Source organism: Sulfurimicrobium lacus, assembly GCF_011764585.1.
Taxonomy (GTDB): domain Bacteria; phylum Pseudomonadota; class Gammaproteobacteria; order Burkholderiales; family Sulfuricellaceae; genus Sulfurimicrobium; species Sulfurimicrobium lacus.
In genome coordinates this window covers 2834595-2860353 of record NZ_AP022853.1, presented here as the reverse complement: position 1 = coordinate 2860353, position 25759 = coordinate 2834595, and the positions used below count along the sequence as shown (strand labels likewise).

The 25759-nt window shown below is 61.1% G+C and carries 28 protein-coding genes; 16 read left to right on the top strand and 12 right to left on the bottom strand.

Going from position 1 to position 25759, the window contains the following annotated elements; translation table 11 throughout:
• Window positions 1–29: 29 nt before the first annotated feature.
• Genes SKTS_RS13900 through SKTS_RS13875 form a run of 6 tightly spaced genes read left to right on the top strand, consistent with a single transcriptional unit; the run spans window position 30 to window position 2864 of the window.
• The gene (locus SKTS_RS13900; RefSeq protein WP_173066187.1) at window positions 30–311 is read left to right on the top strand and encodes a type II toxin-antitoxin system Phd/YefM family antitoxin; all 282 of its coding nucleotides are present in this window, start codon (window positions 30–32) and stop codon (window positions 309–311) included.
• Window positions 312–326: 15 nt separating this feature from the next.
• A complete protein-coding gene (locus tag SKTS_RS13895; protein WP_173066184.1) occupies window positions 327–554 on the top strand; it encodes an addiction module protein in 228 nt (75 codons plus the stop codon).
• A complete protein-coding gene (locus tag SKTS_RS13890; RefSeq protein WP_173066181.1) occupies window positions 551–841 on the top strand; it encodes a type II toxin-antitoxin system RelE/ParE family toxin in 291 nt (96 codons plus the stop codon). Before SKTS_RS13895 ends, SKTS_RS13890 begins: the two co-directional genes overlap by 4 nt.
• Before the next feature lie 2 nt (window positions 842–843).
• Window positions 844–1920, top strand: coding sequence for a thiamine-phosphate kinase (thiL, locus tag SKTS_RS13885; RefSeq protein WP_173066178.1), 1077 nt, complete (start codon window positions 844–846; stop codon window positions 1918–1920).
• Entirely contained in the window at window positions 1910–2389 is a 480-nt protein-coding gene (locus SKTS_RS13880; RefSeq protein ID WP_173066175.1) for a phosphatidylglycerophosphatase A family protein, read from the top strand. Before thiL ends, SKTS_RS13880 begins: the two co-directional genes overlap by 11 nt.
• Window positions 2382–2864: a CinA family protein gene (locus tag SKTS_RS13875; RefSeq protein ID WP_173066172.1), complete on the top strand. Its 483-nt coding sequence runs from the start codon at window positions 2382–2384 to the stop codon at window positions 2862–2864. Before SKTS_RS13880 ends, SKTS_RS13875 begins: the two co-directional genes overlap by 8 nt.
• Before the next feature lie 25 nt (window positions 2865–2889).
• Here SKTS_RS13875 and SKTS_RS13870 read toward each other — a convergent pair whose 3' ends face one another.
• Entirely contained in the window at window positions 2890–5577 is a 2688-nt protein-coding gene (locus SKTS_RS13870; RefSeq protein ID WP_173066169.1) for a PAS domain S-box protein, read from the bottom strand.
• 69 nt (window positions 5578–5646) lie between these two features.
• Here SKTS_RS13870 and SKTS_RS13865 point away from each other — a divergent pair, with 69 nt between their 5' ends.
• From SKTS_RS13865 to alaS, 5 genes are all read left to right on the top strand, one after another.
• The gene (locus SKTS_RS13865) at window positions 5647–5946 is read left to right on the top strand and encodes a hypothetical protein (RefSeq protein ID WP_173066165.1); all 300 of its coding nucleotides are present in this window, start codon (window positions 5647–5649) and stop codon (window positions 5944–5946) included.
• Between the two features lie 72 nt (window positions 5947–6018).
• On the top strand, window positions 6019–7050 hold the full coding sequence (recA, locus tag SKTS_RS13860; protein WP_173066162.1) for a recombinase RecA: 1032 nt from the start codon (window positions 6019–6021) through the stop codon (window positions 7048–7050).
• The gene (gene recX, locus SKTS_RS13855) at window positions 7047–7511 is read left to right on the top strand and encodes a recombination regulator RecX (RefSeq protein ID WP_342343014.1); all 465 of its coding nucleotides are present in this window, start codon (window positions 7047–7049) and stop codon (window positions 7509–7511) included. The genes recA and recX overlap by 4 nt, the downstream gene beginning before the upstream one ends.
• 4 nt (window positions 7512–7515) lie before the next feature.
• On the top strand, window positions 7516–7863 hold the full coding sequence (locus SKTS_RS13850; protein WP_173066159.1) for a hypothetical protein: 348 nt from the start codon (window positions 7516–7518) through the stop codon (window positions 7861–7863).
• A gap of 156 nt (window positions 7864–8019) precedes the next feature.
• Window positions 8020–10641, top strand: a complete 2622-nt coding sequence (alaS, locus tag SKTS_RS13845) for an alanine--tRNA ligase (RefSeq protein WP_173066155.1) — start codon at window positions 8020–8022, stop codon at window positions 10639–10641.
• Between the two features lie 158 nt (window positions 10642–10799).
• Here alaS and SKTS_RS13840 read toward each other — a convergent pair whose 3' ends face one another.
• The 6 genes from SKTS_RS13840 to SKTS_RS13815 form a co-directional block, all read right to left on the bottom strand.
• The gene (locus SKTS_RS13840; RefSeq protein WP_173066152.1) at window positions 10800–11474 is read right to left on the bottom strand and encodes a flagellar brake protein; all 675 of its coding nucleotides are present in this window, start codon (window positions 11472–11474) and stop codon (window positions 10800–10802) included.
• Between the two features lie 5 nt (window positions 11475–11479).
• The gene (locus SKTS_RS13835) at window positions 11480–12742 is read right to left on the bottom strand and encodes a mechanosensitive ion channel family protein (protein WP_173066149.1); all 1263 of its coding nucleotides are present in this window, start codon (window positions 12740–12742) and stop codon (window positions 11480–11482) included.
• A gap of 15 nt (window positions 12743–12757) precedes the next feature.
• A complete protein-coding gene (locus SKTS_RS13830; protein ID WP_173066147.1) occupies window positions 12758–13330 on the bottom strand; it encodes a phospholipase D family nuclease in 573 nt (190 codons plus the stop codon).
• A gap of 102 nt (window positions 13331–13432) precedes the next feature.
• Window positions 13433–14629: an NAD(P)/FAD-dependent oxidoreductase gene (locus SKTS_RS13825; protein WP_173066144.1), complete on the bottom strand. Its 1197-nt coding sequence runs from the start codon at window positions 14627–14629 to the stop codon at window positions 13433–13435.
• A gap of 36 nt (window positions 14630–14665) precedes the next feature.
• The gene (locus tag SKTS_RS13820; protein WP_173066141.1) at window positions 14666–15484 is read right to left on the bottom strand and encodes a family 1 encapsulin nanocompartment shell protein; all 819 of its coding nucleotides are present in this window, start codon (window positions 15482–15484) and stop codon (window positions 14666–14668) included.
• A gap of 1 nt (window position 15485) precedes the next feature.
• On the bottom strand, window positions 15486–15866 hold the full coding sequence (locus tag SKTS_RS13815) for a ferritin family protein (RefSeq protein ID WP_198420365.1): 381 nt from the start codon (window positions 15864–15866) through the stop codon (window positions 15486–15488).
• Window positions 15867–16078: 212 nt separating this feature from the next.
• On the opposite strand from SKTS_RS13815, the gene lon reads away from it, so the two are divergent.
• Entirely contained in the window at window positions 16079–18505 is a 2427-nt protein-coding gene (gene lon / locus SKTS_RS13810) for an endopeptidase La (protein ID WP_173066137.1), read from the top strand.
• On the opposite strand, the gene SKTS_RS13805 is transcribed toward lon, so the two are convergent.
• Entirely contained in the window at window positions 18492–18836 is a 345-nt protein-coding gene (locus tag SKTS_RS13805; RefSeq protein WP_173066134.1) for a DUF3135 domain-containing protein, read from the bottom strand. The two genes, lon and SKTS_RS13805, sit on opposite strands and share 14 nt — an antisense overlap.
• Before the next feature lie 227 nt (window positions 18837–19063).
• Here SKTS_RS13805 and msrA point away from each other — a divergent pair, with 227 nt between their 5' ends.
• On the top strand, window positions 19064–19615 hold the full coding sequence (gene msrA / locus SKTS_RS13800) for a peptide-methionine (S)-S-oxide reductase MsrA (protein WP_173066131.1): 552 nt from the start codon (window positions 19064–19066) through the stop codon (window positions 19613–19615).
• Window positions 19616–19624: 9 nt separating this feature from the next.
• Here the strand turns inward: msrA and SKTS_RS13795 are convergent, their stop codons facing one another.
• The 3 genes from SKTS_RS13795 to SKTS_RS13785 all read right to left on the bottom strand — a co-directional run bounded on the left by SKTS_RS13795 (window position 19625) and on the right by SKTS_RS13785 (window position 20968).
• Window positions 19625–19843 carry a hypothetical protein gene (locus SKTS_RS13795; protein WP_173066129.1) on the bottom strand — a complete coding sequence of 73 codons (219 nt, stop codon included), beginning with the start codon at window positions 19841–19843 and terminating at the stop codon, window positions 19625–19627.
• Window positions 19840–20181 carry a sensor histidine kinase gene (locus SKTS_RS13790; RefSeq protein ID WP_173066127.1) on the bottom strand — a complete coding sequence of 114 codons (342 nt, stop codon included), beginning with the start codon at window positions 20179–20181 and terminating at the stop codon, window positions 19840–19842. Before SKTS_RS13790 ends, SKTS_RS13795 begins: the two co-directional genes overlap by 4 nt.
• Window positions 20182–20365: 184 nt before the next feature.
• Window positions 20366–20968, bottom strand: a complete 603-nt coding sequence (locus SKTS_RS13785) for an arylesterase (RefSeq protein WP_173066124.1) — start codon at window positions 20966–20968, stop codon at window positions 20366–20368.
• Here SKTS_RS13785 and SKTS_RS13780 point away from each other — a divergent pair.
• Both SKTS_RS13780 and SKTS_RS13775 read left to right on the top strand, forming a co-directional pair.
• Window positions 20946–21650 carry an ABC transporter ATP-binding protein gene (locus SKTS_RS13780; protein ID WP_244617345.1) on the top strand — a complete coding sequence of 235 codons (705 nt, stop codon included), beginning with the start codon at window positions 20946–20948 and terminating at the stop codon, window positions 21648–21650. The two genes, SKTS_RS13785 and SKTS_RS13780, sit on opposite strands and share 23 nt — an antisense overlap.
• Before the next feature lie 4 nt (window positions 21651–21654).
• A complete protein-coding gene (locus tag SKTS_RS13775; RefSeq protein ID WP_173066121.1) occupies window positions 21655–24141 on the top strand; it encodes an ABC transporter permease in 2487 nt (828 codons plus the stop codon).
• Between the two features lie 142 nt (window positions 24142–24283).
• On the opposite strand, the gene SKTS_RS13770 is transcribed toward SKTS_RS13775, so the two are convergent.
• Entirely contained in the window at window positions 24284–24910 is a 627-nt protein-coding gene (locus tag SKTS_RS13770) for a c-type cytochrome (protein WP_173066118.1), read from the bottom strand.
• Between the two features lie 248 nt (window positions 24911–25158).
• Here SKTS_RS13770 and SKTS_RS13765 point away from each other — a divergent pair, with 248 nt between their 5' ends.
• A complete protein-coding gene (locus SKTS_RS13765; protein ID WP_173066114.1) occupies window positions 25159–25713 on the top strand; it encodes a hypothetical protein in 555 nt (184 codons plus the stop codon).
• Window positions 25714–25759 lie beyond the last annotated feature (46 nt).

The window sequence follows — 25759 nt, the reverse complement described above, 5'->3', positions numbered from 1 at the left end:
AATCTGACCGAATTCCGTGCGAGGACATCATGCGTACAACCCAGTGGCAACTTCAGGATGCCAAGGCCCGCTTCAGCGAAGTAGTGGAAGCGGCGATGCGCGGCGAACCGCAGCACATCACCCGTCGCGGCAAGGATGCGGTGGTGGCCCTTTCCGAGCAGGCTTTCGAGGCCTTGCAGCACAGCGCTCAGGCCGCCGCACCGTGTTTTGTCGCCCATCTGCTTGCCGTGCCGAAGGATGGCGGGGTCTTCGATCGTCTTTCCGTGGCACCGCGTGAAGTGGATTTAGAGTGGGGAGCCTCTCTTTGCTGAAATGGGAATATCAAAATGCTAAGTACAACTGAAATCATTCATGAGGCGGAATGCCTGCCTGTCGAGGAGCGCGCTCTTGTAGTCGACTCCCTGCTGCGCTCGCTCAATCAGCCGGATGCTGGCATCGATAGCAAGTGGGCGGAAGTGGCTCGCCGTCGTAGCGCGGAGTTGCGCGCTGGTCAGGTAAAGGGTGTTTCCGGCGAGGCAGTGATGGACCGGCTGCGCTCACGCTTTCCATCGTGAAGTTTGTTTTTCACCCCGAGGCGGAGGCCGAGTTCTTCGCTGCGATCGAATATTACGAATCAGCTGAGGCGGGATTGGGCAGGGACTTTTCGCTGGAGGTGCTGAAAACCATCCAGAATGTGGTCGATTTTCCCTTGGCTTGGCCGGTGTTGTTCGAGGATGTTCGTCGTTGTCTGACAAATCGCTTCCCGTTCGGCGTGTTATACCGGGCAGAAGGCGATCAGATCCAGGTGTTGGCGGTGATGCATTTAAGACGTGAGCCGGGTTACTGGCAGGAACGCCACTAGCCATGCCCTCCGAGTTCGATTTAATACGCCAGTATTTCACCCGACCGACCCCCAGCGCGATATTGGGCGTCGGTGACGATGCAGCGTTGCTGCGGGTTTCGCCGGGCATGGAGCTGGCGGTTTCGGTGGACATGCTGGTGGCGGGGCGGCATTTCGGCGAGGCCGACGGCCCCGGCACGGTCGGGCACAAATCCCTGGCGGTGAACCTTTCCGACATGGCGGCGATGGGCGCCGTGCCGCGCTGGGCGACGCTGGCCGTTGCCTTGCCGGCCGCCGACGAGAAATGGCTGCGCGGCTTCGCCGGCGGTTTTTTCGGACTCGCGGGCAAGTTCGGCGTGGAGCTGATCGGCGGCGACACCACGCGCGGACCGCTCAATATCTGCGTGCAGATCATGGGCGAAGTGCCGGCGGGACAGGCCTTGCGCCGCGACGGTGCCAAGCCGGGAGATGAAATCTGGGTGTCCGGCACGCTGGGCAACGCCGCTTTGGCGCTGGCGCACTACCAGCGTCGCGTCGAGCTGGAGCACATGGAAGCCGCGGCGATGCTGCCTTTCCTCCACCTGCCGCAACCGCGCGTCGCGGCGGGCATCGCGCTGCGCGGCATCGCCACGGCGGCTATCGACATTTCCGACGGCCTGCTAGCCGATCTGGGGCATATCCTGGAGCAGTCGGGAGTGGGCGCGGAAATCCATTTCGAGAATCTGCCCCTGCACGAGGTCATGCGGCGCTATATCGGCCCCCTCTCTCCTAGCTCTCTCCCGCTTGCGGGAGCGCCCGCAAGGGGTGTCCCCGCCGGGATTGGCGGCAAAGCCGCTCAATCCGGCGAGAAGAGGGACGCGGACTCGCTACGCGAGGTTCAGGTAGTAGCGCAAAACTGCGTGCTGGCGGGTGGGGATGACTACGAACTGTGCTTCGCCGCGCCTGCCGATCGTCATGAAACGATTCTGGATCTGGCGCGGAAACTGGAATTGCCGCTGACCTGCATCGGGCGCATGACCGACACGGCAGGTCTACGGCTGCTGCGCGCGGGGGAAATCATGGAAGTTAGCGCGAAAGGCTTCGATCACTTTGCAGCCTGACCTGAAATTCATCCTGCGTCATCCGGCGCATTTTTTCGCCATAGGCTTCGGCTCCGGACTCAGCCCGGTCGCGCCCGGCACCGCCGGATCGCTGGCGGCGATTCCGCTCTACCTGATACTGGCGTATTTCCTGCCGCTGGGGCCTCTGCTGGCCGTGGTGGGCTTGTCTTTCGTGGCCGGGGTCTGGTTCTGCGAGGTGACCGGCAAGGCGCTGGGCGTGCCCGACCACGGTGGCATGGTGTGGGACGAGATCGTGGCGATGTGGCTGATCCTGGCTTTCACGCCGCCCGACTGGTCGTGGTACGCCATCGCCTTCCTGCTGTTCCGCCTGTTCGATATCTGGAAACCTTTCCCCATCCGCTATTTCGACCAGCACGTCAAAGGCGGTTTCGGCGTGATGCTGGATGACCTGCTGGCGGCGGGCTACGCGCTGGCCGTGTTGAAACTGCTGGAGCGATTTTATGGATGACGCCTTGTACCAACTTGCCGAGGAAACCGGTTTGGCCCTGAAGGCCAAAGGCTGGATGCTGGCGACCGCCGAATCCTGCACCGGCGGCTGGGTGGGCGAGGCGGTGACGGCGGTGTCCGGCAGTTCGTCGTGGTACGACCGGGGTTTCATCACTTACACCAATGAAGCCAAGCAGGAAATGCTCGGCGTGGCGACGGAAACCCTGGCGCTTCATGGGGCCGTGAGCGAAGCGACGGTGAGGGAAATGGCGAGCGGGGTGCTGGCGCGCAGCCAGGCCGGAATTTCCCTGGCGATCAGCGGGATTGCCGGCCCGACCGGCGGTTCTCCCGATAAGCCTGTGGGCACGGTTTGCTTTGCCTGGGCGGTGAGGGGCGGGGAGGTGGAAAGCGAGTGTTGCCGCTTCTCCGGTGACCGGCGCGAGGTCCGGTTGCAGGCGGTGGAGAAGGCGTTGCGGGGTGTGCTGGCGCGGATGTGATGCGCCGCACCGCGCCATCGCGCGCTCAGTAAAACCGGTAGCCATTCCTGCCGGCTTCCTTCACGGCATACATGGCGGTATCCGCCTTCTTCATGAGTTCCAGGGCATCATCGGTTCCGTTGACGGGGAAGAGTGCGATCCCGATGCTGGTGGTCATGTGCAATTCGTGGCCCTTGACGGTAACGGGCTCTCCCAGCGTGGCGAGGATCTTCTCCGCCACCAGCGCGACATCCGTCGGTTGGGAAATTTCCGCCAGGACGATGACGAACTCGTCGCCCCCTTGCCGCGATACCGTATCGCCGTTCCGCACGCAAGCGTTCAGGCGAGTTGCCACCGCCTTCAGCAGTTCGTCCCCGACGTCGTGGCCCAACGTGTCGTTGATGTGCTTGAAGCGGTCCAGGTCGAGAAACATGACGGCCACGGCGCGCTGATAGCGTTTCGCCTGGACGATGGACTGGTTGAGGCGGTCCAGCAGCAGCCGGCGGTTGGGGAGGTTGGTGAGGGTGTCGTAATAGGCCAGCTGGCGGATTTGCTCTTCCGCTTTCTTGCGCTCGCTGATGTCGCGGATGAAGACGATGAACACGCCGCCCCGGATGTCGAGGTAGGTCGCGCTGATCTCGACGTCGATGACCCTGGCGTCCTTGCAGCGGTGGCGGGTCTCGAACTGCGCGCATCCCCTGTTGCGGAGCTCTTCGTTGTGCTGCCTGACCTGTTCGGGCGATTCCATGGCCTCGACATCCGATATCCTCAAGGTCAGGATTTCTTCCCGGCTGTAACCCAGCATCTTGCAATAGGCGTCGTTGACGTCGAGGAAGCGGCCTTCGTGGGCGTCGACCACCAGGTAGCCGTCCATCGTCGTCTGGATGATGGTCTTGTATTCCTGTTCCGCTTTCTTGCGCTCGCTGATGTCGCGGATGATGCCCAGTGCGTGCCACTGGTCCTTGATCCGGAAGGCGGAAATGGAAATTTCGATGGGGAATTCCTCGCCGCCCTTGCGCAGCGCGGTGATCTCGAAAGTTTTACCGATCAGTGCGCCTTCGCCCGAAGAGCGGAAACGGTCGAAGCCGCGGCGCGAATCCTCGCGATGGCGGAGTGGGGTGATCAGGTCATGCATCTTCTGTCCCAGCGCCTCGATTGCCGGGTAGCCGAAAATTCTTTCCGCTGCGGGGTTCCAGTAGGTGATCTCTTCTGCCGGACCGACGATGACGATCGCGTCCATGGCTGAGGTGCTGATCAGGCGGAATCTTTCCTCGCTTTCGCGCAACGCTTTTTGCGTTTCCAGTCGCTGGGTGATGTCATGGAAGGCGGCTACGGACCCCGTCACTATCCCGTCCCGGACGATGGGGCTGGAGACGATGGAAACAGGGATGCTGCTGCCGTCCTTGCGGACCAGCCAGTCGTCGGGGGATCGGTAGGTTTGCCCGGTATCGATGGTCTGATGGACCGGGCAGGAGTCGGAAGAAATCGGGGTGCCATCGGGACGTTTGTAGTGGAAAGTATCGTGCCCGTTCTTGCCCAGGAGTTCGGCTGCCGTCCACCCCAGCAGGCGCTCGGTTTCGTGGTTGACGAAAGTGATCAGCCCGTCCCTGTCCAGCACATACACCCCGTCCGCCAGCACCGAAGTGATTTCCAGTATCTTGGCCTCGCTTTCGCGCAAGGTTGCCATGTAAGCATTCCGCTCGGCGTCGTTCTGCGCCACCGTGTCGGTCAGCGACCCGAGTGACCTGGCCACTTCGTTAATTTCGTCCCCGCGGGGGCGACAGGCTTTCTCCAGCAGGCGTTTAAGCGCCGGGGTGGGATGGCCATCCTGGATGAATTGGCGTGATGCCTGGCCCACCAGTGCGATACGCCCGGTGGTACGGTAAACCCAGAAGCCGATCGAGGCCCATAGGGCCAGAAACAGGCCGACCAGACCCGCAAGGAGGCCCAGGATGACTTCCCTGGCCTCGAAGAGGCTCTCGATCTGCCGGTGGACCACGAGTTCCGGGCTGTCGGCGCCTTCGCCCCACTTGATGCTTTCCTGTTCGAACCGCATGCCGTCATGGTTCATTTGTCCGGCCTGATGCAGAAGCTCGAGCGTTTTGCCGTGTTCGCCCAGGGACGAGGCAATCACCTGCCCATGCCAACGCAGGAAGAGGTGGGTGTTGGGCGTGGCGAATTCACGCAGCAGGCCGTGGTTAATGGCCTGAAACAGGATGAGATGCCCCCTTCCCTCGGCGCCCAGCCAGATGTGCTGGACATAGTAGCGATAGAGCGTTGCATCCTGTTCGCGGTAGTACCAGCCGATATCCGGTGGGCTGGGGATGGTGGCGGGAAGCGCCTTTACGTCGAACCCGTAGGAGAACAGCACACGATCATGCGCGTCGGCCACCAGCAAGGCAGAAAAGTTATCGCCGATGTTCTGGGTGGTGAGATAGCTGCTGAGGTTGACCCACCGCTTAGCCGGGTCTTCCAGTATTCGCGTGAATTCGAGGTGGCTTTTGTAGCGGATGGCGGACTTTTCTCCGCGCTGCGACATATTCTTGATGCCTTCGGAGAAGTATTCGACGGCGTCCTGGATGTCATGCTCGGCCACTTTTTCCTGCGACAGATGCACGATCCACCCCATCAGCAAGCCGATCGCCAGAATGGCCACACACAGCCCCAAAAACAGCCGGATCGAGGCTTGCAACAGGAGGGGGGAGGTGTCCGGAACGCGTCGCCATGGCCACATCAGCCTTTCCTCCCCGCTAATTTATCGCACGCCATGAAAACGTGTTTCACGAGCTGCTCCGGGTCCAGCGTGCTGACCTTGATCTGCATTAAGGTGGCAACGGCGAAGCATGAAGGAATCAAAATCAGGCTTGTCAGGATTACGGAAAAAGCCAAGGCGGCCGACCTTCTTTGGGGAAGGCTAGATTTCATGCGATGTGCCTATACGTTGCGTCATGGCGTTTTTCTGATTTATTTTTATTTTTTTGCACTGTTTCGCGGATTACCGGAAGCAAATTTTTGCAATGCGCGAATAAAACGGTTCTCTCCGGTGGCTCACCTGGTAAGCCACTGGCGCTGTACGCTTTGCATGGGCGGTCAAGCAGGTTGATCCTTCCCTTCAAGGTGTTTTAGCACTGTTGCAACTGTGACATAATCCACGGGTTAAATTTAAGGAATCATTATGGACGACAATAAAAGCAAGGCGCTGGCAGCGGCCTTGGGGCAGATCGAGAAGCAGTTCGGCAAGGGCTCCATCATGCGCCTGGGCGACCACGCCGCAATGCAGGACATCCAGGTGGTGTCGACCGGCTCGCTCGGGCTGGATATCGCCCTGGGCGTCGGTGGCTTGCCGCGCGGCCGGGTGGTCGAAATCTACGGTCCGGAATCGTCCGGCAAGACCACGCTGACCCTGCAGGTGATCGCGGAAATGCAGAAGCTCGGCGGCACGGCGGCCTTCATCGACGCGGAACACGCGCTCGACCCGCAATACGCGCAGAAGCTCGGCGTCAAGGTGGCCGACCTGCTCATTTCCCAGCCCGATACCGGCGAGCAGGCGCTGGAAATCGCCGACATGCTGGTGCGTTCCGGCTCGGTGGATATCGTGGTGATCGACTCGGTCGCGGCGCTCACGCCCAAGGCCGAAATCGAGGGCGAGATGGGCGATTCGCACATGGGTTTGCAGGCCCGTCTGATGTCGCAGGCGCTGCGCAAGCTCACCGCCAACATCAAGCGCACCAACACCCTGGTGATCTTCATCAACCAGATCCGCATGAAGATCGGCGTGATGTTCGGCAACCCGGAAACCACCACCGGCGGCAACGCGCTCAAGTTCTACGCTTCGGTGCGCCTCGACATCCGCCGCACCGGCGCGATCAAGAAAGGCGATGAAGTGATCGGCTCGGAAACCCGCGTCAAGGTGGTCAAGAACAAGGTTGCGCCTCCCTTCAAGCAGGCCGAGTTCGACATTCTCTACGGCGAGGGCATCTCGCGCGAAGGCGAAATCATCGACATGGGCGTGGACCACAAATTCATCGAGAAGTCCGGCGCCTGGTACAGCTACAAAGGCGAGAAGATCGGCCAGGGCAAGGACAACGTGCGCGAGTACCTGAAAGAGCACAAGGATATCGCTAGCGAAATCGAAGCCAAAGTGCGTGAAGCGGTCGGCGTGAGCGGCCTGCCGACCATCGTAGATCCCGATACCGTAGACGCCTGAGTAGGGGCGAACTGATTCGCCCAAGTCAGTTCAGTCTTAGGGAGCGCGCGCTCGGTTTTCTCTCGCGGCGCGAATATTCGCGTCTGGAGCTGAAACGCAAGCTGGCCCCCCACGCTGAAGACGAGCATGAAGTAGAGTCGTTGCTGGACGATTTCGCGCAGCGCGGCTGGCTGTCGGAAGCGCGTTTCACCGAGCAGATCGTGCATGCGCGCCGCAGCAAATACGGCGCCCAGCGCATCGTTCAGGAGCTGAAGGAAAAAGGCGTCAGCGCGGACGCGGTGGCGGCAGTCCTGCCCGAGTTGCGCGAAAGCGAGCTGGAAGCGGCGCGTGCGGTGTGGGCGAAGAAGTTCGGCGTCCTGCCGCAGGACGCCAGGGAGCGCGCGAAGCAGATACGTTTCATGATGAGCCGCGGTTTCAGTTCCGGTGTCATCGGCAAGGTTTTGCAAGGCAACGGAGATTGAATTTATGAAGAAAATACTGTTGAGTGCGTCGCTGGCCGGATTGCTGTTGCTGTCCGGTTGCGATTATCTGCCCTTCGGTCAGACGCCGGTCAAGGAGATCGTCGCCGCGCCGGCGCAGTTCGAAGGCAAGGAAGTGCGCATCCGGGGCAAGGTTAAGGATGTGACCAAGATTCCGCTCATCGACCTCAGTATGTATGTGGTGGATGACGGTAGCGGCGAGGTGACGGTCATCGCGCACGACACGCTGCCGGCGGTGAACGATACCGTCAACGTCAGGGGCGTGGTGGAGAGCGCGGCGATCGTGGGCGGACAGTCGCTCGGTCTGCGCATCAAGGAAACGAAGCGAAATTAGCGAATTTTAAGGGACAACTTTTTACCGCAAAGGACGCGAAGGTACGCAAAGGGAAAACGGTAAGGCTTGTGGAATTATCGCCTTCCTTTGCGTACCATTGCGTCCTTTGCGGTTAATGGTTTTGGCTGGCAACAACAGATTTTTTGGAAAGCAAGCATGAAAAGCAGTGAAATCCGTAAGCAATTTCTCGATTACTTCGCCTCCAAGGGGCACACCGTGGTGGCGTCCAGCTCACTGGTGCCGCACGAGGACCCGACCCTGCTGTTCACCAACGCCGGGATGAACCAGTTCAAGGACGTATTCCTCGGCTTCGACAAGCGTCCCTACACCCGCGCAGCCAGCTCGCAGAAGTGCGTGCGTGCCGGGGGTAAGCACAACGACCTGGAAAACGTCGGATACACCGCGCGTCACCACACTTTCTTCGAGATGCTGGGCAATTTCAGCTTCGGCGACTACTTCAAGCGCGACGCCATCAAGTACGCCTGGGAACTGCTCACCGAAGTGTTCAAGCTGCCCAAGGAGAAACTGTATGTCACGGTCTACGCCGAGGACGACGAGGCTTACGACATCTGGACCAGGGAAATGGGCCTCGCCGCCGAGCGCGTGATCCGCATCGGCGACAACAAGGGCGCGCGCTACGCTTCCGACAACTTCTGGATGATGGGCGACACCGGCCCCTGCGGTCCCTGCACCGAGATCTTCTACGACCACGGCGAACACATCCCCGGCGGCCTGCCCGGCACGCCCGAGGAGGACGGCGACCGCTACATCGAGATATGGAACAACGTGTTCATGCAGTTCAACCGCGACGAGCAGGGCGTGATGCACCCGCTGCCCAAGCCCAGTGTCGATACCGGCATGGGACTGGAGCGCATCTCCGCCGTGCTGCAGGGCGTGCATGCCAACTACGAGATCGACCTGTTCCAGGCCCTGATCAAAGCCGCCGCGCGCGAAACCCATTGCGCCGACCTGGACAGCCCGTCCCTCAAGGTGCTGGCCGACCACATCCGCGCCTGCTCCTTCCTCATCGCCGACGGCATCATCCCCGGCAACGAAGGGCGCGGCTACGTGCTGCGCCGCATCATCCGCCGTGCCATCCGCCACGGCTACAAGCTGGGCGCCCGCGCCGCCTTCTTCCACAAAATGGTGGTCGACCTGGTGAGCGAGATGGGCGATGCCTATCCCGAGCTGAAGGAAAACCAGGCCCGCGTCACCGATGTGCTGAAGCAGGAAGAAGAGCGCTTCTTCGCCACGATCGAGCACGGCATGGCGATCCTGGAAGCGGAACTGGCCGAGATGGCTGGCAAGGACAACAGGACATTCAACGGCGAGACCGCCTTCAAGCTGCACGACACCTACGGTTTTCCGCTCGACCTGACCCAGGACGTGTGCCGCGAACAAGGCGTCGGTGTGGATGCGGCGGCCTTCGATGCCGCCATGGCGCACCAGAAAGAACAGGCGCGCGCCGCCGGCAAGTTCAAGATGGCAGCCAACCTCGAATACGACGGCCCGGCTACCGTTTTCCACGGCTACGACAAGCTGGAAGCCAAGGGCAAGGTGCTGGCCCTGTACAAGGACGGCGCGCTGGTGAAGGAACTGCTGGAAGGCGAAAGCGGCGTGGTGGTGCTGGACGACACGCCGTTCTACGCCGAGTCGGGCGGGCAGGCGGGCGATCGCGGGGTGCTGCACAGCTCGCACGGCATTTTCGCGGTGGAAGACACGCAGAAAATCCAGGCCACCGTGTTCGGCCACCACGGCGTGGTGCGCACCGGCAAGCTCAGCGTCGGCAACGGCGTGAGCGCCAGGGTGGACGCCCAGGCACGCGCCCGCACCATGCGCAACCACTCCACCACCCACCTGATGCACAAGGCATTGCGCGAAGTGCTGGGAGGCCACGTGCAGCAGAAAGGCTCGCAGGTCGACGCGGACAAGACGCGCTTCGACTTCGCGCACAATGCGGCCATGTCGGCCGAGGACATCCGCCGCGTGGAAGACATCGTCAACGCCGAGATCCTCGCCAACGTCGCCACCCAGACGCGCGTCGTGCCCATCGAGGAAGCCCAGAAACTGGGCGCCATGGCGCTGTTCGGCGAGAAATACGGCGACGAGGTGCGGGTGCTGGACATCGGCAGCTCGCGCGAGCTGTGCGGCGGGACGCACGTGGCGCGCACCGGCGACATCGGCCTGTTCAAGGTCCTGGCCGAGAGCGGCGTGGCCGCCGGCGTGCGCCGCATCGAAGCGATCACCGGCGATAACGCCCTGGCCTACGTGCAGGACCAGCAGGCATTGCTGGCACAGGCCGCGGGCGCGTTCAAGGCTCCGGTGCAGGAATTGCCGGCCAAGATCGCCCAGGTGATGGAAAACGTGAAAGCCCTGGAAAAGGAACTCTCCAGGCTCAAATCCAAACTCGCCTCCAGCCAGGGCGACGACCTCGCCAATCAAGCGGTGGAAATCAACGGCGCGAAAGTGCTGGCGGCCACCCTGGAAGGTGCGGACGTGAAGACCCTGCGCGAGACCCTGGACAAGCTCAAGGACAAGTTCAAGAGCGCCGCTATCGTGCTGGCCGCAGTGGACGACGGCAAGGCCACCCTGATTGCAGGCGTGACCGCCGACCTGACCGGCAAGGTAAAGGCGGGGGAACTGGTCAACTTCGTCGCCCAGCAGGTCGGCGGCAAGGGCGGCGGCCGTCCCGACATGGCCCAGGCCGGCGGCACCCAGCCGGAAAATCTGCCGCAGGCGCTGGCCGGCGTGGTCGAGTGGGTGAAGGGCAAGTTGTAATCAACGCGAGGTAGGAAGATTGGGTTTGTTGGGTTACGCCCAGGCGGGGCTAACCCAACCTACATTTTTCCGTGGCGCGGATGTTGGGCATCGCCTGGGTCATAGAGCCGTAGGGTGGGTTGAGCGCAGCGATACCCATCAATCCGATGCCGCCTTCCTCACGTCAGGTTGTGGTGATTCTCCAGCAGTTTCTGGTAGATGAGATTTTGCAGCAGGATCGCCTGGCTGCTTTGCAGCTTGAGCAGCTTGACGCCGTACTGAAAAGTAAAATCTCCCGACGGGTTGTCCTGCAGTGCCACGTTCTGGATCAGCGCAGCGGTTTCGATGTGGGCATCGTAGTCGTTGGGCTGGATGGTGAAGTGGAAGGAAACGTTGATTTCCTGGTCCTTTTCGCCCAGCTCTTCTTCGGCATCGATCAGGATGCCCGCCGTGCTGATATTGGAAATCGTCGCGTGTTTGGCGATGCTTGCGCCTGCCGGCGTGACCTTGACCGGCAGGTTGACCCTGACGCGTTCCGCATCGCGGATCTTCGTGGTGCTGATGACTTCGGGGTAGGTCAGATGCAGGTAGTAGAAGGGTTCGCGGCAAATGCGTTCGATCGTGGTTTCGAACGAGAAGGTTTCCTTGCCGGAAAACCCGCGCACGATCAGTTTCTCGCCATCGCGCATGGGTAGCGGCAAGCTGTCCACGATGGGCGTGCGCAGCAGCACGCTGAGTCCTTTCACATAGCCCACCAGGGTGGTGAAAAATTTCATGTCGTGGCGCCGTGACGGCACCTCGATTTGCATGCGGTCGCCGACGTGCAGCTGGAGTTCTTCGAATATATCTTCCATATTTTTTAAGACACCAGCCGAACGACGCGTTGCGGATAAGGAATTTCAATACCTTCCTGCTGGAAGCGCCGCCATATTCCCAGGTTGATTTCCGAGCGCAGGTTCTGCTGACCTTCTTCCGGATCGTTGATCCAGGCGCTCAGTTCGAGATCGATGCCGCTATCGCCGAAATTCTTCAGAAATACCTGGGGTGGCGGCTCCTGCATCACGCGCGCGTGTTTGCCCGCCTCCTCCATCATGATTTCCATGGCCTTTTCGAGCGGGCTGTCGTAGCTGACCTGCAGCGGGATGAATACGCGCAGCTCATGGTTGGTGTAGGAGTGGTTCAGCACCGTGGAGGTGATCAGGGTTTCGTTGGGGATGAGCGCTTCCGTGCCGTCCGAGCCCTTGATCACCGCATAGCGGGAAGTGATTTTGGTGACCGTGCCGTAACGGTTGTCCACGGTTACCAGGTCGCCGATGCGGATGGAGTGATCGAGCAGGATGATGAAACCGCTGACGTAATTGCTGGCGATTTTCTGCAGGCCGAAACCGATGCCCACGCCGAGCGCGCCGCCAAACACCGATAACACGGTAATGTCGATGCCGGCGAGGGGCAGGGCGACGAGCATCCCGATTAGCACCAGCACGGCGCGGAGGAATTTCGCCAGGACCACGCGCAGGCTCATGTTCAAATGCTCCGCGCGCATCAGGCGCCCCTCCATGCTGCTGGCGATCCATAGCGCGACCAGCATGGTCACGGCAACGGAGAGCAGTCCGCTCAAAATCAGCAGCAGGGATATCTTGTTTTTGCCGACGTGGAAGCTGAGATCGTCCATCGCTTGCAGTATTTCCGGCAGAAAGCCGGTGATGTGCAAGGCCACGCCGCTCCAGATCAGGATGGCGATAAAACGTTCGGAAGTTTGCAGCCAGCCGCTCGGGGCAAAAATGTGGCGCAGCGCGTACACGGCGAGTCGTACCAGGGCCAGCGAGAGCAGCAGCGGCACCGTGACGTTGAGCAGGGCGACGTGCTGCCAGTGCTGCAGCACGGCTTTGCCGCTCAATACCAGCAGTAGTGCGGCCAATGGAAAAGTAATGCGGTTGACGCCCCCCATGCCCAGTTTCCAGGCGCCTTCCTGCACCGGCACCTGAGCGCGGATCAGGCGCATGAACAGCCAGGCCAGGACCAGGCTGAATACGAGCACGCCGAGCTGCCACCAGATGTCGGCTTGCTGCAGGTCGCTGAAAAGGTCGAACAGGAGATTGCGGATTTCTTGAGTGTTATTCATTGGCGCGCCCTGTAATCAACGGCCTGGTTCATACGGTCTGGCATGGGCGCGGTGCCGCTGCCAGTTGGCGAGATAGGCCTGCGTCAGCTGGGGGTTGCCACGGAACACCAGCAGGTTCTCAGCGTTCTTGTTCTGGGCTGCCTGGGTGAAATTGAAAGATCCGGTGATGACCGCGGCCTGGGGCGTGCCGGCGTCGATCACCATGATTTTGTTGTGGGCGCTGCTGTGGACGTTATCCACGAATGTGGTCACCCCGGAAGCGGCGATCCTCGGCACCAGGCCGCGCTCCATCCGGCGTATCTGTTCGTCGTCGGCGATCAGTTGCACGTCCACTCCACGGCGCCTGGCATCCATCAGGGCATAGGCGATCTGGCGATGGGTGAAGCTGTAGGCCTGCACCAGCACCTGTTTTCTGGCGCCGCGAATGGCTTGGATCACCAGTGCGCCGGCATCGTCTTGCGGCGAGAACGCCAGCTGGACGGTGCCGCTGGCGGCGATGGTTTGGGTTGCAGGTGAGCTGGACGGGAATTCGAAGGCGGAGGCACTGCCGCAGAGAAGGATTAGAAGCCAGGGAATGATTTTTTTCATAGGGCTTCTATTGTATTGCAAGGACGGCGATGATTTGTTTGTGCCGCGGCACAAATTTTCTTCGTCAGCGCCCCGATGCTTCAGGGCGCGGCCATCCCGGGTTCAGCGTATGGCGCCGCGCAGGCTGTCGTGCGTGACGATTTCCCCCTTGCGGATCAGTTCGCGCGCGGCATCGAGCCGGTCCCAGACGTTGCACATCATCACCCCGCGTACGCGGCCTTCGCGCAGGTAATAGATCACCCCGGTATGGTTTTCCTTCTGCCAGTCGGCGAAGGTTTCCAGGCTGGTGTCCACCTCGCCGGTGGCTTCGTAGCCGAACTCGAACAGGTCCGAAAAGAAATACGGCTGGTAGGTAAAAGGCTCGTGCGCCCCGGCCATGTTCGAGCCGGCCCAGCGTCCCTGCGTCAGCGCGTTGTCCCAGTGCTCGATGCGCATGCTCTTGCCCAGCGCAGGATAGGGGAAAAAGGCGTTGTCGCCGGCCGCGTAAATGTCGGGATGGGTCGTTTCGAGATACTCGTTGACCACGATGCCGTTACCCACTTCCAGCCCCGCGTCCCGGGCTAGGCCGATGTCCGGATCGACGCCGATACCGACGATCAGCAGGTCGGATTCGATACTTTTGCCGCTCATGGTCTCAGTGCGGAATCCGCCGCCGTTCTTGCTGAAGGACACCGGAGAGTCGGAGTGGATCACGCGGATGCCGCGTTCCTGGAAATGTCGCTGCACCGCCATGCCGAGGGCTTCCGGAAACACCCGGCGACAAAGAGTGAGCGAGGGGAAAATCATGGTGACTTCGAGATTGAGGTTGAGCGCGGCGGCAAGCTCCGAGCCGATGAACCCGCCGCCGACGATCAGCGCGGTCCTGTCGACTTTCGCATCGCTGCGCATGCGCAGGTAATCGTCGAGCGTGCGGAAATAGCAGATGCCTTCCAGGTCGCCGCCGGGAATGTCGCTACGGCGCGGCGAAGCGCCGGTTGCCAGCAGCAGTTTGCCGAAGAGGTAGCGCTTGCCGCTTGCAGTGGCGACGGTTTTCTCATGCGGATCGAGTTTCTCCGCCTTTTCGCCGAGCAGCATGTTTACCCCACGCTCGTCGTAGAACGCCTGGTCGTGCAGGAAGATCTCTTCCACCCGGGTTTTGCCGAACCACAGTTTCTTGGAAAGCGGCGGGCGGTCGTAGGGCGGGTGAGCTTCCGCGCTGAGCAGCAGGATGCTCCCCTTCTCGTCGCGCTCCCGGATGCCCTCGATGGCCGAGGCACCGGCCAGGCCGCCGCCCACGATCACGTAATCGAATTTAGTCATGGCGCGTTTTCCCTTCGTCAGTGCTGCCGCGCGGCGTCATTTTTTGGTCCGCTGGCCCTGAGTTGCCGGGGTGATGGTGCAGATCGCCTTGGGCGCATCGAGGCGCAGCACCATGGACTCGCGCACAGTGAAGTTGAAATGGGCCGAATCGGGGAAGGTGTAGTCCACGGTGAAATCCTCGCCGATGAGCAGGGTGCCGGCCTCGGGGGCGACCAGCACTGCGCCCTCGATATCGGTCTTGAAAATGCCGTTGGTGCACAGGCCTTGCAGATGGTTGATCTGCAGCAGGTCGGAGCCTTCCGGGTAGCGCCGGAACAGGTTGTTGTAGAGGCGCGGTTCGAGCGCCAGCGCATAGGGGCCGTGAAAATGCGACTTGTCCAGCAAGGTGACGGCGGACAGCACGTCGCGCAGCACCTGTTCCACGTCGTTCCAGTCGCCGCCCGGCAGATGGTTGCGGCTCTCCACGGTGCACAGCCCGTCCAGGCCGAATTCCGCATCGCCGCGGTAGATCAGCTCCTCCTCGCGCGATGCCAGCTCCAGGGTGGACTGGCCGAGGGCGCTGAGATCGAGCGGCTGGCCCATCTCGGTATGGGCGGAAACACGGCGCCGGCTCAGGGTGAAGTGGCGGAAGATCATGGGCACCGGGATGGTGCGGGAAATGATGGTGGTGGCGCCGTGGGAAGCGTGCTGGCGCTGGTCGTCGTTGCCTGCCGGGGCAGCCACATAGCCCAGGCCGAAAGGCCCGTCCACCGGGAGGAAGCGGCGCGCCGTGAGGACCTTGCGCGCCTCGGTCACCGCCAGTTCCTCCATGCGCGTGAGAATGGAGGCGTCAAACGGAAGATTGGTGTTGTTCATGTCAGGCTCCTTTCATGCTGCCGACCGTCAGATGCGGTGTCGCCGCCCCGCCCTGGAGCGGCTCCGCGCCGGCGATCTTGCCGGTCGCCACTTCCTCGGCCAGGGTGATGTCGCCCTGGCTGAACAGGTAAGTACGCAGGATTTCGTCCAGCCTGGGGGTACTGCGGCGCAGCCATTCCAGGATCATGGCAGCGTGCTCCATTTCCTCGTGCATGTTGTGCAGCAGAATGGCGCGCAATTCCGCGTTGTTACAGGCATCGGCGCGCTGGTGGTACCAGTCGACCGCCTCGAATTCCTCCATCAGGGAGAGGATGGCACGGTGGGAATCCAGGGTCGCCGGGGCAAGCTTTTCTTCGTTTTCGTGCAGGCCTTCGTGTGCCATGATGCGCATCTCCTGTATGCCGATAGGATTGGCATTTTCAATTGATGGTTACACATTCGAATTTCCCAGGGTATAAATTACAGCCTGTATATCGTGTATGGAAACTACGTAGTATCCAGCCCCTGACGGGGCGCATTTGCAGCGCGGGCTTGAATTGTGAAACATTCGCCACAAAGTCCGTAGGGTAAAAATAACTGCCTCCCAGGATGAACATGTCTGACGTAAACGAAGCGATTGAAGGCGTAGTGATCGAACCGATTGGGTCTTCCGAGCTTGCATTGACGGTACAGACGCTGCCCGATACCCTTTATCTCCTGCCGCTCAGCGAACGCCCCTTCTTCCCGGCGCAGACCCTGCCGCTGCTGATGAACATGGCACCATGGCTGGATACCGTGGAGAAAATCGGCGAAACCGCGCAGAAAATGGTCGGCCTGGTGATGGTGCGTCCGAGCAGTACCGACGACGTCAAGCCGCAGGATTTTTACGCTACGGGTACCGCGGTGCACATGCATCACCCGGTGCGCGCCGACGGCAAGATACAGTTCATAGCGGAGGGGCAGAAGCGTTTCCGTATCGTCAAATGGCTCTCGGACAAGGCGCCTTACCTGGCGCAGGTGGAATACCCCAACGACAACCGCGGCGCCAATACCGACGAGGTGAAAGCCTACGCCATGGCGATCATCAACTCGATCAAGGAGCTGCTGCCGCTCAACCCGCTTTACAGCGAAGAGCTGAAGTTCTTCCTCAACCGCTTCAGCCCCAACGAGCCCTCGTTGCTCACCGATTTCGCCGCTTCGCTCACCACCGCGCCCAAGGAGAAGCTGCAGGACGTGCTGGAGGCACTCAACCTGCGCCGCCGCATGGAAAAAGTGCTGGTGCTGATCAAGAAGGAACTCGATGTCGCACGCCTGCAGTCGCAGATTCGCGAGCAGGTCGACGAGAAGATGACCAAGAACCAGCGCGAGTTCTTCCTGCGCGAACAGCTCAAGGCCATCCAGAAGGAACTCGGCCTGGCCAAGGACGACAAGACCGCCGAGATCGACCGCTTCCACGAACGCCTCGCCAAGCTCGAATTGACCGAGGCGGCGCAGCAACGCGTGGATGAAGAAATGCAGAAGCTGTCCATGCTCGAAACCGGCTCGCCGGAATATGCGGTGACGCGCAATTACCTCGACTGGCTGACCCAGTTGCCGTGGGGCAAGTATTCGAAAGACAAGCTCGACCTCAAGCGCGCGCGCAAGATTCTCGACCGCGACCACGACGGTCTGGAAGACGTGAAGGAACGCATCATCGAATTCCTCGCGGTGGGCGCGCACAAGGGCGAGATCGCCGGTTCCATCGTCCTGCTGGTCGGCCCGCCGGGGGTGGGCAAGACTTCCATCGGGCGCTCCATTGCCGATGCCCTGGGACGCGAGTTCTACCGCTTTTCCCTCGGCGGCATGCGCGACGAGGCGGAAATCAAGGGGCACCGCCGCACCTACATTGGCGCCATGCCGGGCAAGTTCGTGCAGGCCATCAAGGAATGTGGCGTGGCCAACCCGGTGATCATGCTCGACGAAGTGGACAAGATCGGCGCCTCCTATCAGGGCGACCCGGCTTCATCCCTGCTGGAAGTGCTGGACCCGGAACAGAACAGCGATTTCCTCGATCATTACCTCGACGTGCGCTTCGATTTGTCCAAGGTGCTGTTCGTGTGTACCGCCAACCAGCTCGACACCATTCCGGGGCCGCTGCTCGACCGCATGGAAGTGATCCGCCTGGCAGGCTACATCACCTCCGAGAAGGTCACCATTGCCAAGCATCACCTGTGGCCCAAGCAACTGGAAAAGGCGGGCATGAAACGCGGCGAGCTGGCGATCAGCGATGCCGGTCTGAAACATGTCGTCGAAGGCTATGCCCGCGAGGCCGGGGTGCGCAACCTAGAGAAACAGCTCGGCCGGCTGGTACGTAAATCGGTCGTCAAGCTGATGAACGGCGAGCAAGGCCCGGCGCGTCTCGGCGTGGAACAGGTGGAAACTTATCTCGGCAAGCCATTGTTCACCAATGAAAAACCATTGAGCGGGCTGGGCGTGGTCACCGGGCTGGCCTGGACCGCGATGGGCGGTGTGACGCTCTCCATCGAGGCGACGCGCGTCCACACCCGCAATCGCGGCTTCAAGCTCACCGGCCAGCTGGGCGACGTGATGAAGGAGTCGGCCGAGATCGCCTATAGCTACGTCACCTCGCATCTCAAGGAATTCAAGGGCGACCTGAAGTTCTTCGACGAGGCTTTCGTGCACCTGCACCTGCCCGAAGGCGCGACGCCCAAGGACGGCCCGAGCGCCGGCGTCACCATGGCGACGGCGCTGCTGTCGCTGGCGCGCAACCAGAAAGTCGCCCGCCCCCTGGCCATGACCGGCGAACTGACCCTGACCGGCGAGGTGCTGGCCATCGGCGGGGTGCGCGAGAAAGTCATCGCAGCGCGGCGCATCAAGATCATGGAACTGATCATGCCCGAAGCCAACCGGCGCGATTTCGACGAACTGCCCGAGCACATCCGGGAAGGGGTGAAGGTGCACTTCGCCCGTCAGTTCAAGGATGTGGTGAAAGTTGTGTTTGCGGAGAAAGACTCTGAAGGGAAAGTGATCAGCGTTTTCTGAACATGAGTATCTTTGCTGAGGGAAGCGATTTTGTTTCTTCAGCTTGAGGCGTTTTATTGCCGTTCCGGGGATCGAGTGCCGTCAGTAATCTTTGGAATTGCTCATCCAGATTATAGAAGCTGTCCCACATCCTGGAATATAGATGAATGCAGCAGCCGAGGGGGGTTCTCGCTTTTCTCCGTTCCATGTCGATACGGGACTGAAACGCTTTGGCCCATTTGATGTCCGCCCGGCTCTCGATGACCTCTTCTAGGAGATCGTGGCGCTGGCGCTCGAATTCCTGGGGGTTCTCCCGCGCCAGGACCATCATTTTGTCGAAATCAAAATTCATTGGGCACCCCCAGCAAATCAGGATCGCAAAAACGGCAGACAGTTAGCGAAGCTTTGAACTAACGAACTGAAACCTGATCTTTAGGTCTGATAATTCATCATCATAAAAGAGTCTATTCTTATGCGCCGGATCATCAAGATAAAAGATTTTATGTCCTTACGACATCCGGATTTATGCTCCGGTGGCTATACTCTTTGCTCTTCCCTCGCCAAAAAGCGCTGGTGCATATGAATACAAAGCTTGAGACCGCTACGCTTGGAGGCGGTTGCTTCTGGTGTATCGAGGCCGCTCTGGGTGAGCTGGCAGGTGTTGAACAAGTGCTTCCCGGCTATAGCGGCGGGAGCCTGGAAAATCCCGATTACGATGCGGTGTGCAGCGGTACCACCGGTCATGCCGAAGTGGTGCGCGTCAGCTTCGACTCCGGCCAAATTTCATACCGCGAAATTCTGACCGCCTTCTTTGCCATCCACGACCCCACTACCCTGAACCGCCAGGGCAACGATGTCGGCAGCCAGTACCGTTCGGTCATTTTCTACCATTCGCCGGAACAGAAGGCCGAGGCGGAAAAAATGATCGCCGAACTCACGGCCGAGGGTGTATGGGCGCGACCCATCGTGACCGAAATCGTCGCGGCGCCCGTGTTCTATCCGGCCGAAGACTATCACCGCGATTATTACAAACTGCACGCCCAGCAGCCTTATTGCCAGGTCGTGGTGGCGCCCAAAGTGGCCAAGCTGCGGAGCAAATTCGCCGCCAAATTGAAATCGCACGAGCGCTAACTGGCGGATTTACCGTTGCGCCAATATCCAGGAGGCGCGCCACCTGTAACCGTTGCGCCAGTAATTGTATGCCGTTTTCACGCGCATTAATCCGACCGTCCAGCGCCATTCCTGGTCGCGACTGTCCGGAACGACGAAAATGCGCCGACCGTTCCGGGTTATCGCTTCGCTCTGCAATGCGCCGTGATACATGCTCTGCGTAGCCTGGGGATGAATGTTGTCGATCATGATGGGCTCCTTAATTCGCTTTCCGGATCTCCGATCTCGACTGTCTCCAGCGCGAGCAGGGTGCCGATGCTGTGCAGCAGCTGCCTGCTGGCAGCGAGAATCGAATCGATGCTTTCCCTCTCTTCCCCAAGCTTCGTGTCGTCGCTGCAGCAGTCCAGCATCTGGGCGAAGCCGAGGATGGTATTGAGCGGGGTGCGCAACTCATGTCCGATGTGCGCAATGAGCTGTGCTTTCGCCTGCCTGGTCTCATCTAACACCGGTTTCAGCCCAGGACAAATCCGCGGCATTTCTGGTGCAAAGGGGCATTGCGCGTTATTGCACACTTCATCCAGTTTCATAGTGCCACCTCTGGCGGGCGCAACAAGGTGAGAAAGGCGCCGCGACATCTGCGGGCCGCGACAGTTACAAGCTGATTGCAGTCTAGTTTTTCCGCTGCGAACTATCCATTTGCGCCATTACCTAATTGCTTAGGTATATGTGCTTAAAGAGAGGGCGCTGTTGCTTTTCCCGCAGGGGAGGGGGTTACAACAAAGGGCGGAGCCGTTTCCAGACGTTTTCCAGAACGATTGGCTGCGCTGCAGCGGTGGGGTGTAGATTGTCTGCCTGGAACATGTCGCGTTTGTCGGCCATGCCTTCGAGCAGGAAGGGGAGCAGAGCGGTATGATATTTGTTCGCCAGGGCCGGGTAGATCATGCTGAAGCGTTCGTTGTAAGCCGTGCCGTAATTAGGCGGCAAGCGCATGCCGACTAGCAGCACTTTGGCCCGTCTGGCGATGCAGGCGCGGATCGTGCCGTCGAGGTTGTCGCGCATGGCTTGCAGCGGCAGGCCGCGCAGCCCGTCGTTGGCGCCCAGTTCGACGATGACGATGGCCGGCTTATGCGTTGCCAGGGCGGTGTCGATGCGAGTCAGCCCGCCGGCCGTGGTTTCACCGCTGATGCTGGCATTGACGACCTGGTATTTATATTGATTCTGCATCAGGCGCTGTTGCAGTAAACTCACCCAGCCGGATTCGACGGCCACGCCATAATTGGCCGACAGGCTGTCGCCGAACACCAGGATCGTCGGCCCGGCCCAGGCCGTGGGCACAAACAGCAGTACGTAGATGAGCAACCAGCGGATCAGCATGAACTCTCCTTCTTCATTAATCGTGCAGGCGTCGCGCCTGTCCAAGCAAGTGCCGGTCGGGAGCGGTTATCTTACCATCTTGCACCAGCTCGACCTGGAAATCGCCGGCGGCGAATCGGTGGCGATCTTGGGCGCGTCGGGCTCGGGCAAATCCACCCTGCTGGGCCTGCTGGCCGGGCTGGATTTGCCCAGCGGAGGCGCGGTGCACATTGCCGGCGAGGACCTTTTTGCGCTCGACGAGGATGGCCGCGCCGCCTTGCGCGGACGCCTGATCGGCTTTGTGTTCCAGTCATTCCAGTTGCTGCCGGCCCTGACAGCGCTGGAGAACGTCATGTTGCCGCTGGAACTGGCCGGTTCCGGCTCAGCGAAGCAACAGGCCCTTGCCGTGCTGGAGCGGGTGGGCCTGAGCGACCGCCTGCACACCTACCCGAAACATCTTTCCGGCGGCGAACAGCAGCGCGTCGCTATCGCCCGTGCCTTTGCGCCGCAGCCGAAGCTGCTGCTGGCCGACGAACCGACCGGCAACCTCGACAGCGCGACCGGCGCCCGCATCATCGACCTGCTGTTCGGGTTGAACCGCGAGCAAGGTACCACGCTGGTGCTGGTGACCCACGATGCCGAACTGGCGCAGCGCTGCGGGCGCAGATTGCGCCTCGCGGATGGCCGTCTGGAAGTGGAATGAGACCATGAACCTGGTGCGACTCTCCTGGCGCATGCTGCTGCGCGAATGGCGGGCCGGGGAGTTGTATGCCCTGGCGCTGGCGCTGGTGGTCGCGGTGGGTGGCGTCACGGCGGTGAGCTTCTTTACCGATCGGGTGAGCCAGGCGCTGGGTGGCGAAGCGAGCCAGTTGCTGGGGGCTGATCTGGTGCTGGTGGCGGACCACGAAATCGCGCCGCTTTTTTCTCAGGAAGCCCGACGGCGCGGTTTGAAGCTGGTGCGTACGCGCACTTTCCCGAGCATGATCATCAGCGCCAGCGGCAACCAGCTGGCTGAAGTCAAAGCGGTGGAAGGCGGTTATCCACTTAGGGGCGCGCTGCGCCTCCAGACGGCGCAAGGCGAGTCTGCCGCGTCCGGCATCCCCGCGCCCGGCACGGTGTGGCTGGACAAGCGTTTGCGCGAGCAGTTGCGCCTGGCGCCTGGCAACCGGGTCGAGGTAGGCGCGTCGCAACTGGCAGTGGCGGCCGAGTTGAGCTTCGAGCCTGACAGCGGTGGCGGCATGTTCAGCATCGCCCCCCGCTTGATGATGAACCTGTCCGACCTGCCTGCCACCCAGCTCGTTCAGCCCGGCAGCCGCATCACGTATCGTCTGATGCTGGCGGGAGAAGCGAGAGCCATTGCAGCCTATCGTACCTGGGCCGCTTCCCGCCTGGGGAGGGGCGAAAAGCTGGAAGGGGTGAGCGATGCGCGGCCGGAAATCCGTTCCGCGCTGGAGCGGGGCGGCAAGTTTCTCGGTCTAGCCGCGCTCACCAGTGTCATCCTGGCGGCGGTGGCGATCGTGCTTTCGGTGCGGCGCTTTCTCGAACGCCACCTCGACGGCTGTGCCGTGATGCGCTGCATCGGGGCGATGCAAGCGCAAGTATTCCGCCTCTACCTTTACCAGTTCCTGTGGCTCGGCCTCATGGCCAGCCTGGCCGGGTGCCTGCTGGGTTATGGCGCGCAATGGGTGCTGGCGCATCAGCTGGAACACCTGGTGGCGAACGGCTTGCCGGCACCGTCCCTGCTGCCCGTGGCACAGGGGGTACTGACCGGGATGGCAACCCTGCTCGGCTTCGCCTTGCCATTCTTGCAGCGCCTGCAGCGGGTGCCGGCGATCTGGGTGCTGCGGCGCGAACTGGGCATGCCGCAGCGCTTCAATCTGCTCAGCTTCGCGCTCGGCGTAGTGACGCTCGCCGGTTTGCTGCTGTGGCAGGCCGGCGAGGTCAAGCTGGGGCTGTACGTGCTGGTGGGACTGGTCGCCGTCGCGGCGCTGTCTCTGCTGTTGGCGTATGGCCTGATTCGGCTGCTGGCGCCGTGGCGCAGCGGAATGAGGAGCGCATGGCGCTATGGTCTGGCCAACGTGGTGCGGCGGCGCCACACCAGTGCAGGGCAAGTGGTCGCCCTCGGCTTCGGCCTGACGGCACTGCTGCTGCTTACCTTGGTGCGCGGCGACCTGTTGCACAGCTGGCAGACTACTTTGCCCCATGACGCGCCCAACCGTTTCATCATCAATATCCAGCCGCAGCAACTGCCTGCACTGCGGGAGTTTTTTGCCGGACGCGGCATGGCCAGCCCCGAACTGTTCCCCATGGTGCGCGGGCGACTGGTCGCCATCAACGGCAGGCAGACGACTGCCGCGGACTATCCGGACGATCGTGCGAAGCGCCTGATGGAACGGGAGTTCAACCTTTCCTCGGCGGAACGCATGCAAGGCGACAACCAGCTGTTTGCCGGCAACTGGTGGCGTGCCGGCGATCCCGATGCAGCGCAGCTATCGGTGGAGGAGGGCATCGCCAAGACACTCGGCCTCAAGCTGGGAGACAAGTTGAGCTACCAGGTGGCGGGGCAGAATTTCACCGCGCGTATCACCAGCCTGCGCAAAGTGGACTGGGATTCCTTTCGCGTCAACTTTTTCGTCATCGCGCCGCCGGCATTGCTGGAGCGCTACCCGGCCAGCTACATCACCGCGTTTTACCTGCCGCCCGGCCAGGAGATGCTGCTCAACGACATGGTCAAGGCTTTCCCCAACCTGACCGTGATCGACGTGGCGGCGCTGATGGGGCATGTAAGGGCGATGATGGACCGCGTCGCGGCTGCGGTCGAATTCGTCTTCCTGTTTACCCTGGCGGCGGGCTTGATGGCGCTCTACGCGGCAATCGCTGCCACGCGTGAGGAAAGGATGTACGAAGCGGCCGTTATGCGTACCCTGGGCGCGAGCCGCAGGCAACTGGCGTTGAGCCAGCTTACCGAGTTCGCGCTGATCGGTCTGCTGGCGGGCGGTGTGGCTGCCATGGCGGCGAGCGGCCTGGGATTCTTCCTTGCTACGCGGGTATTCCATCTGCCCTACCAGTTCAACCCGTGGCTATGGCTGGTGGCGCTGGTGGCGGGAGGCGTGGGCGTGACGCTGGCAGGGTGGCTGGGTACGCGCGGCGTGTTGCGTCAGCCGCCATTGCTGACCTTGCGGCAACTGGGGTGATATCAATTCTTCCGGCTGAGTTAAACCTGGTGGAAATGAGTTTCCGAGGAATGGCTGTTGTGGATACTGCGGGTCAGCGCTGCTGAAACCAAGCGTCACCGTCGCCTGAAGGGGCGGCGGTGACGTGCTTGCGCGGATATTGCTACTTGGTTGCGTTTGCGGGGGTCACCATGTAGGTGATGGCAGCACGCATGTCGGCATCGCTCAGGTTGGCCAGTCCGCCCCGGGAGGGCATGGCGTTGTGTCCCCTGATGGAGGATTTGACGAGATTTTCCACTCCGGACTTGAGCCGTGGCGACCATTCTTCCATGTTGCCGATGTGCGGCGCGCCGCCCTTGCCGATGGAATGGCATTCTCCGCAGCGCGCCTTGACGATCTGCTCGCCGCTCCATTGTTGCGGCGAACTGTAGGCCGTCTTGGGGTCTGGAGCCTTGCCGCCGCTCACCATGTAGGAAATCGCCCGGCTGATTTCCAGATCGGACAGCGATCCTTCACCGCCGTGTGCCGGCATTTTGCGAATCCCGGTAATCGCATGACTCGTCAGGGTGTTTATGCCCTGTGACGCGCGCTTCGACCATTCGTCGCTGTGGCCGAATCTGGGCGCACCATCCTTGCCGGGGCCATGGCATACGATGCAGGTGGCCTCGACGACTTCCTTGCCGGTTCGATCCGGCGTACTGGTTGCCTGTGCAGCAACAGGCAGAGCCAGCAGGGTTGTCATCAGCGTTGAAATGCAGAAATGGTGACGCACGAAAAGGTGTTGAGTCATGTTTTGTCCTCTGTCTTGTTGTTGGATTTGCCGGGAAATTTTACACCAATGACGATGTGTTAAACGCAGCCCTGAAAAATGCAAATCAAATTTCTTGTCCATGGCGCCGGCATGGCAGTCAAATGCTTGAAGTGCTTACTTATACTGAAACACTGCTGGAATTGGCGGCAAGCGCTGCCGTGGTTGGTTTGCCGGCGGGGATGAGGTACCATTTGCGCTTTTGAATTTTCCCTACACTGAACAATGTTATGTTGACTAGAAAACTGCTGCAACAAGCACTCTTGTTGGCCGGCCCGACTTGGGCAGCCACGGCCAGCGCCTCGAATTCACCCGCCGCTGCGGATGACGGGAACTTCATGCTGCTGGCCGTTGGCGGCATCGTCCTGATCGTGGTCCTGGTGCTGGTGTGGCGCTCGCGCGCCAGTCGGCGGGCGAAAAATTCGGACCCCGCTTTGTTCATGACGCTGGACCAGATTACCCGGCTCGAAACACCTGGCGGCGACTCGCCGTTTGCGAGGACGGTGCAACCCAAATCCCTTTCCTCCCAGGCTTCGGAGAAGGCCGCGGCCAGGAAAACGGAGCCCTCCGCGTCGGATGCCTATATGTCCGAACTGGAAAAAAACTATCCCCGCATTGTGGAAAAGCTGGTGATGTTGTGGCCCGACCCGGAGTCAGAGAGTTATCTGCAGGGTTTGAGCTTCGACGAGCGCGGCGACCGCGAAGGATTCAACCGGGAAATCGCTTCCGAGATCATGATGCTTTACGGCGTCAAGTTGAAGGAACACACGGACGTCTGGCGTTAAACCTGCGGCTGGCTTTGCCTTGCGAGCCGATCGAAGCGCTTTACCC

Coding starts and splice junctions, on each gene's coding strand:
- SKTS_RS13900 (WP_173066187.1), top strand. CDS start 30: ATGCGTACAACCCAGTGGCAACTTCAGGATGCCAAGGCCCGCTTCAGC.
- SKTS_RS13895 (WP_173066184.1), top strand. CDS start 327: ATGCTAAGTACAACTGAAATCATTCATGAGGCGGAATGCCTGCCTGTC.
- thiL (WP_173066178.1), top strand. CDS start 844: ATGCCCTCCGAGTTCGATTTAATACGCCAGTATTTCACCCGACCGACC.
- SKTS_RS13875 (WP_173066172.1), top strand. CDS start 2,382: ATGGATGACGCCTTGTACCAACTTGCCGAGGAAACCGGTTTGGCCCTG.
- SKTS_RS13870 (WP_173066169.1), bottom strand. CDS start 5,577: ATGTGGCCATGGCGACGCGTTCCGGACACCTCCCCCCTCCTGTTGCAA.
- recA (WP_173066162.1), top strand. CDS start 6,019: ATGGACGACAATAAAAGCAAGGCGCTGGCAGCGGCCTTGGGGCAGATC.
- SKTS_RS13850 (WP_173066159.1), top strand. CDS start 7,516: ATGAAGAAAATACTGTTGAGTGCGTCGCTGGCCGGATTGCTGTTGCTG.
- alaS (WP_173066155.1), top strand. CDS start 8,020: ATGAAAAGCAGTGAAATCCGTAAGCAATTTCTCGATTACTTCGCCTCC.
- SKTS_RS13840 (WP_173066152.1), bottom strand. CDS start 11,474: ATGGAAGATATATTCGAAGAACTCCAGCTGCACGTCGGCGACCGCATG.
- SKTS_RS13835 (WP_173066149.1), bottom strand. CDS start 12,742: ATGAATAACACTCAAGAAATCCGCAATCTCCTGTTCGACCTTTTCAGC.
- SKTS_RS13830 (WP_173066147.1), bottom strand. CDS start 13,330: ATGAAAAAAATCATTCCCTGGCTTCTAATCCTTCTCTGCGGCAGTGCC.
- SKTS_RS13825 (WP_173066144.1), bottom strand. CDS start 14,629: ATGACTAAATTCGATTACGTGATCGTGGGCGGCGGCCTGGCCGGTGCC.
- SKTS_RS13820 (WP_173066141.1), bottom strand. CDS start 15,484: ATGAACAACACCAATCTTCCGTTTGACGCCTCCATTCTCACGCGCATG.
- SKTS_RS13815 (WP_198420365.1), bottom strand. CDS start 15,866: ATGGCACACGAAGGCCTGCACGAAAACGAAGAAAAGCTTGCCCCGGCG.
- lon (WP_173066137.1), top strand. CDS start 16,079: ATGTCTGACGTAAACGAAGCGATTGAAGGCGTAGTGATCGAACCGATT.
- SKTS_RS13805 (WP_173066134.1), bottom strand. CDS start 18,836: ATGAATTTTGATTTCGACAAAATGATGGTCCTGGCGCGGGAGAACCCC.
- msrA (WP_173066131.1), top strand. CDS start 19,064: ATGAATACAAAGCTTGAGACCGCTACGCTTGGAGGCGGTTGCTTCTGG.
- SKTS_RS13795 (WP_173066129.1), bottom strand. CDS start 19,843: ATGATCGACAACATTCATCCCCAGGCTACGCAGAGCATGTATCACGGC.
- SKTS_RS13790 (WP_173066127.1), bottom strand. CDS start 20,181: ATGAAACTGGATGAAGTGTGCAATAACGCGCAATGCCCCTTTGCACCA.
- SKTS_RS13780 (WP_244617345.1), top strand. CDS start 20,946: ATGAGCAACCAGCGGATCAGCATGAACTCTCCTTCTTCATTAATCGTG.
- SKTS_RS13785 (WP_173066124.1), bottom strand. CDS start 20,968: ATGCTGATCCGCTGGTTGCTCATCTACGTACTGCTGTTTGTGCCCACG.
- SKTS_RS13775 (WP_173066121.1), top strand. CDS start 21,655: ATGAACCTGGTGCGACTCTCCTGGCGCATGCTGCTGCGCGAATGGCGG.
- SKTS_RS13770 (WP_173066118.1), bottom strand. CDS start 24,910: ATGACTCAACACCTTTTCGTGCGTCACCATTTCTGCATTTCAACGCTG.
- SKTS_RS13765 (WP_173066114.1), top strand. CDS start 25,159: ATGTTGACTAGAAAACTGCTGCAACAAGCACTCTTGTTGGCCGGCCCG.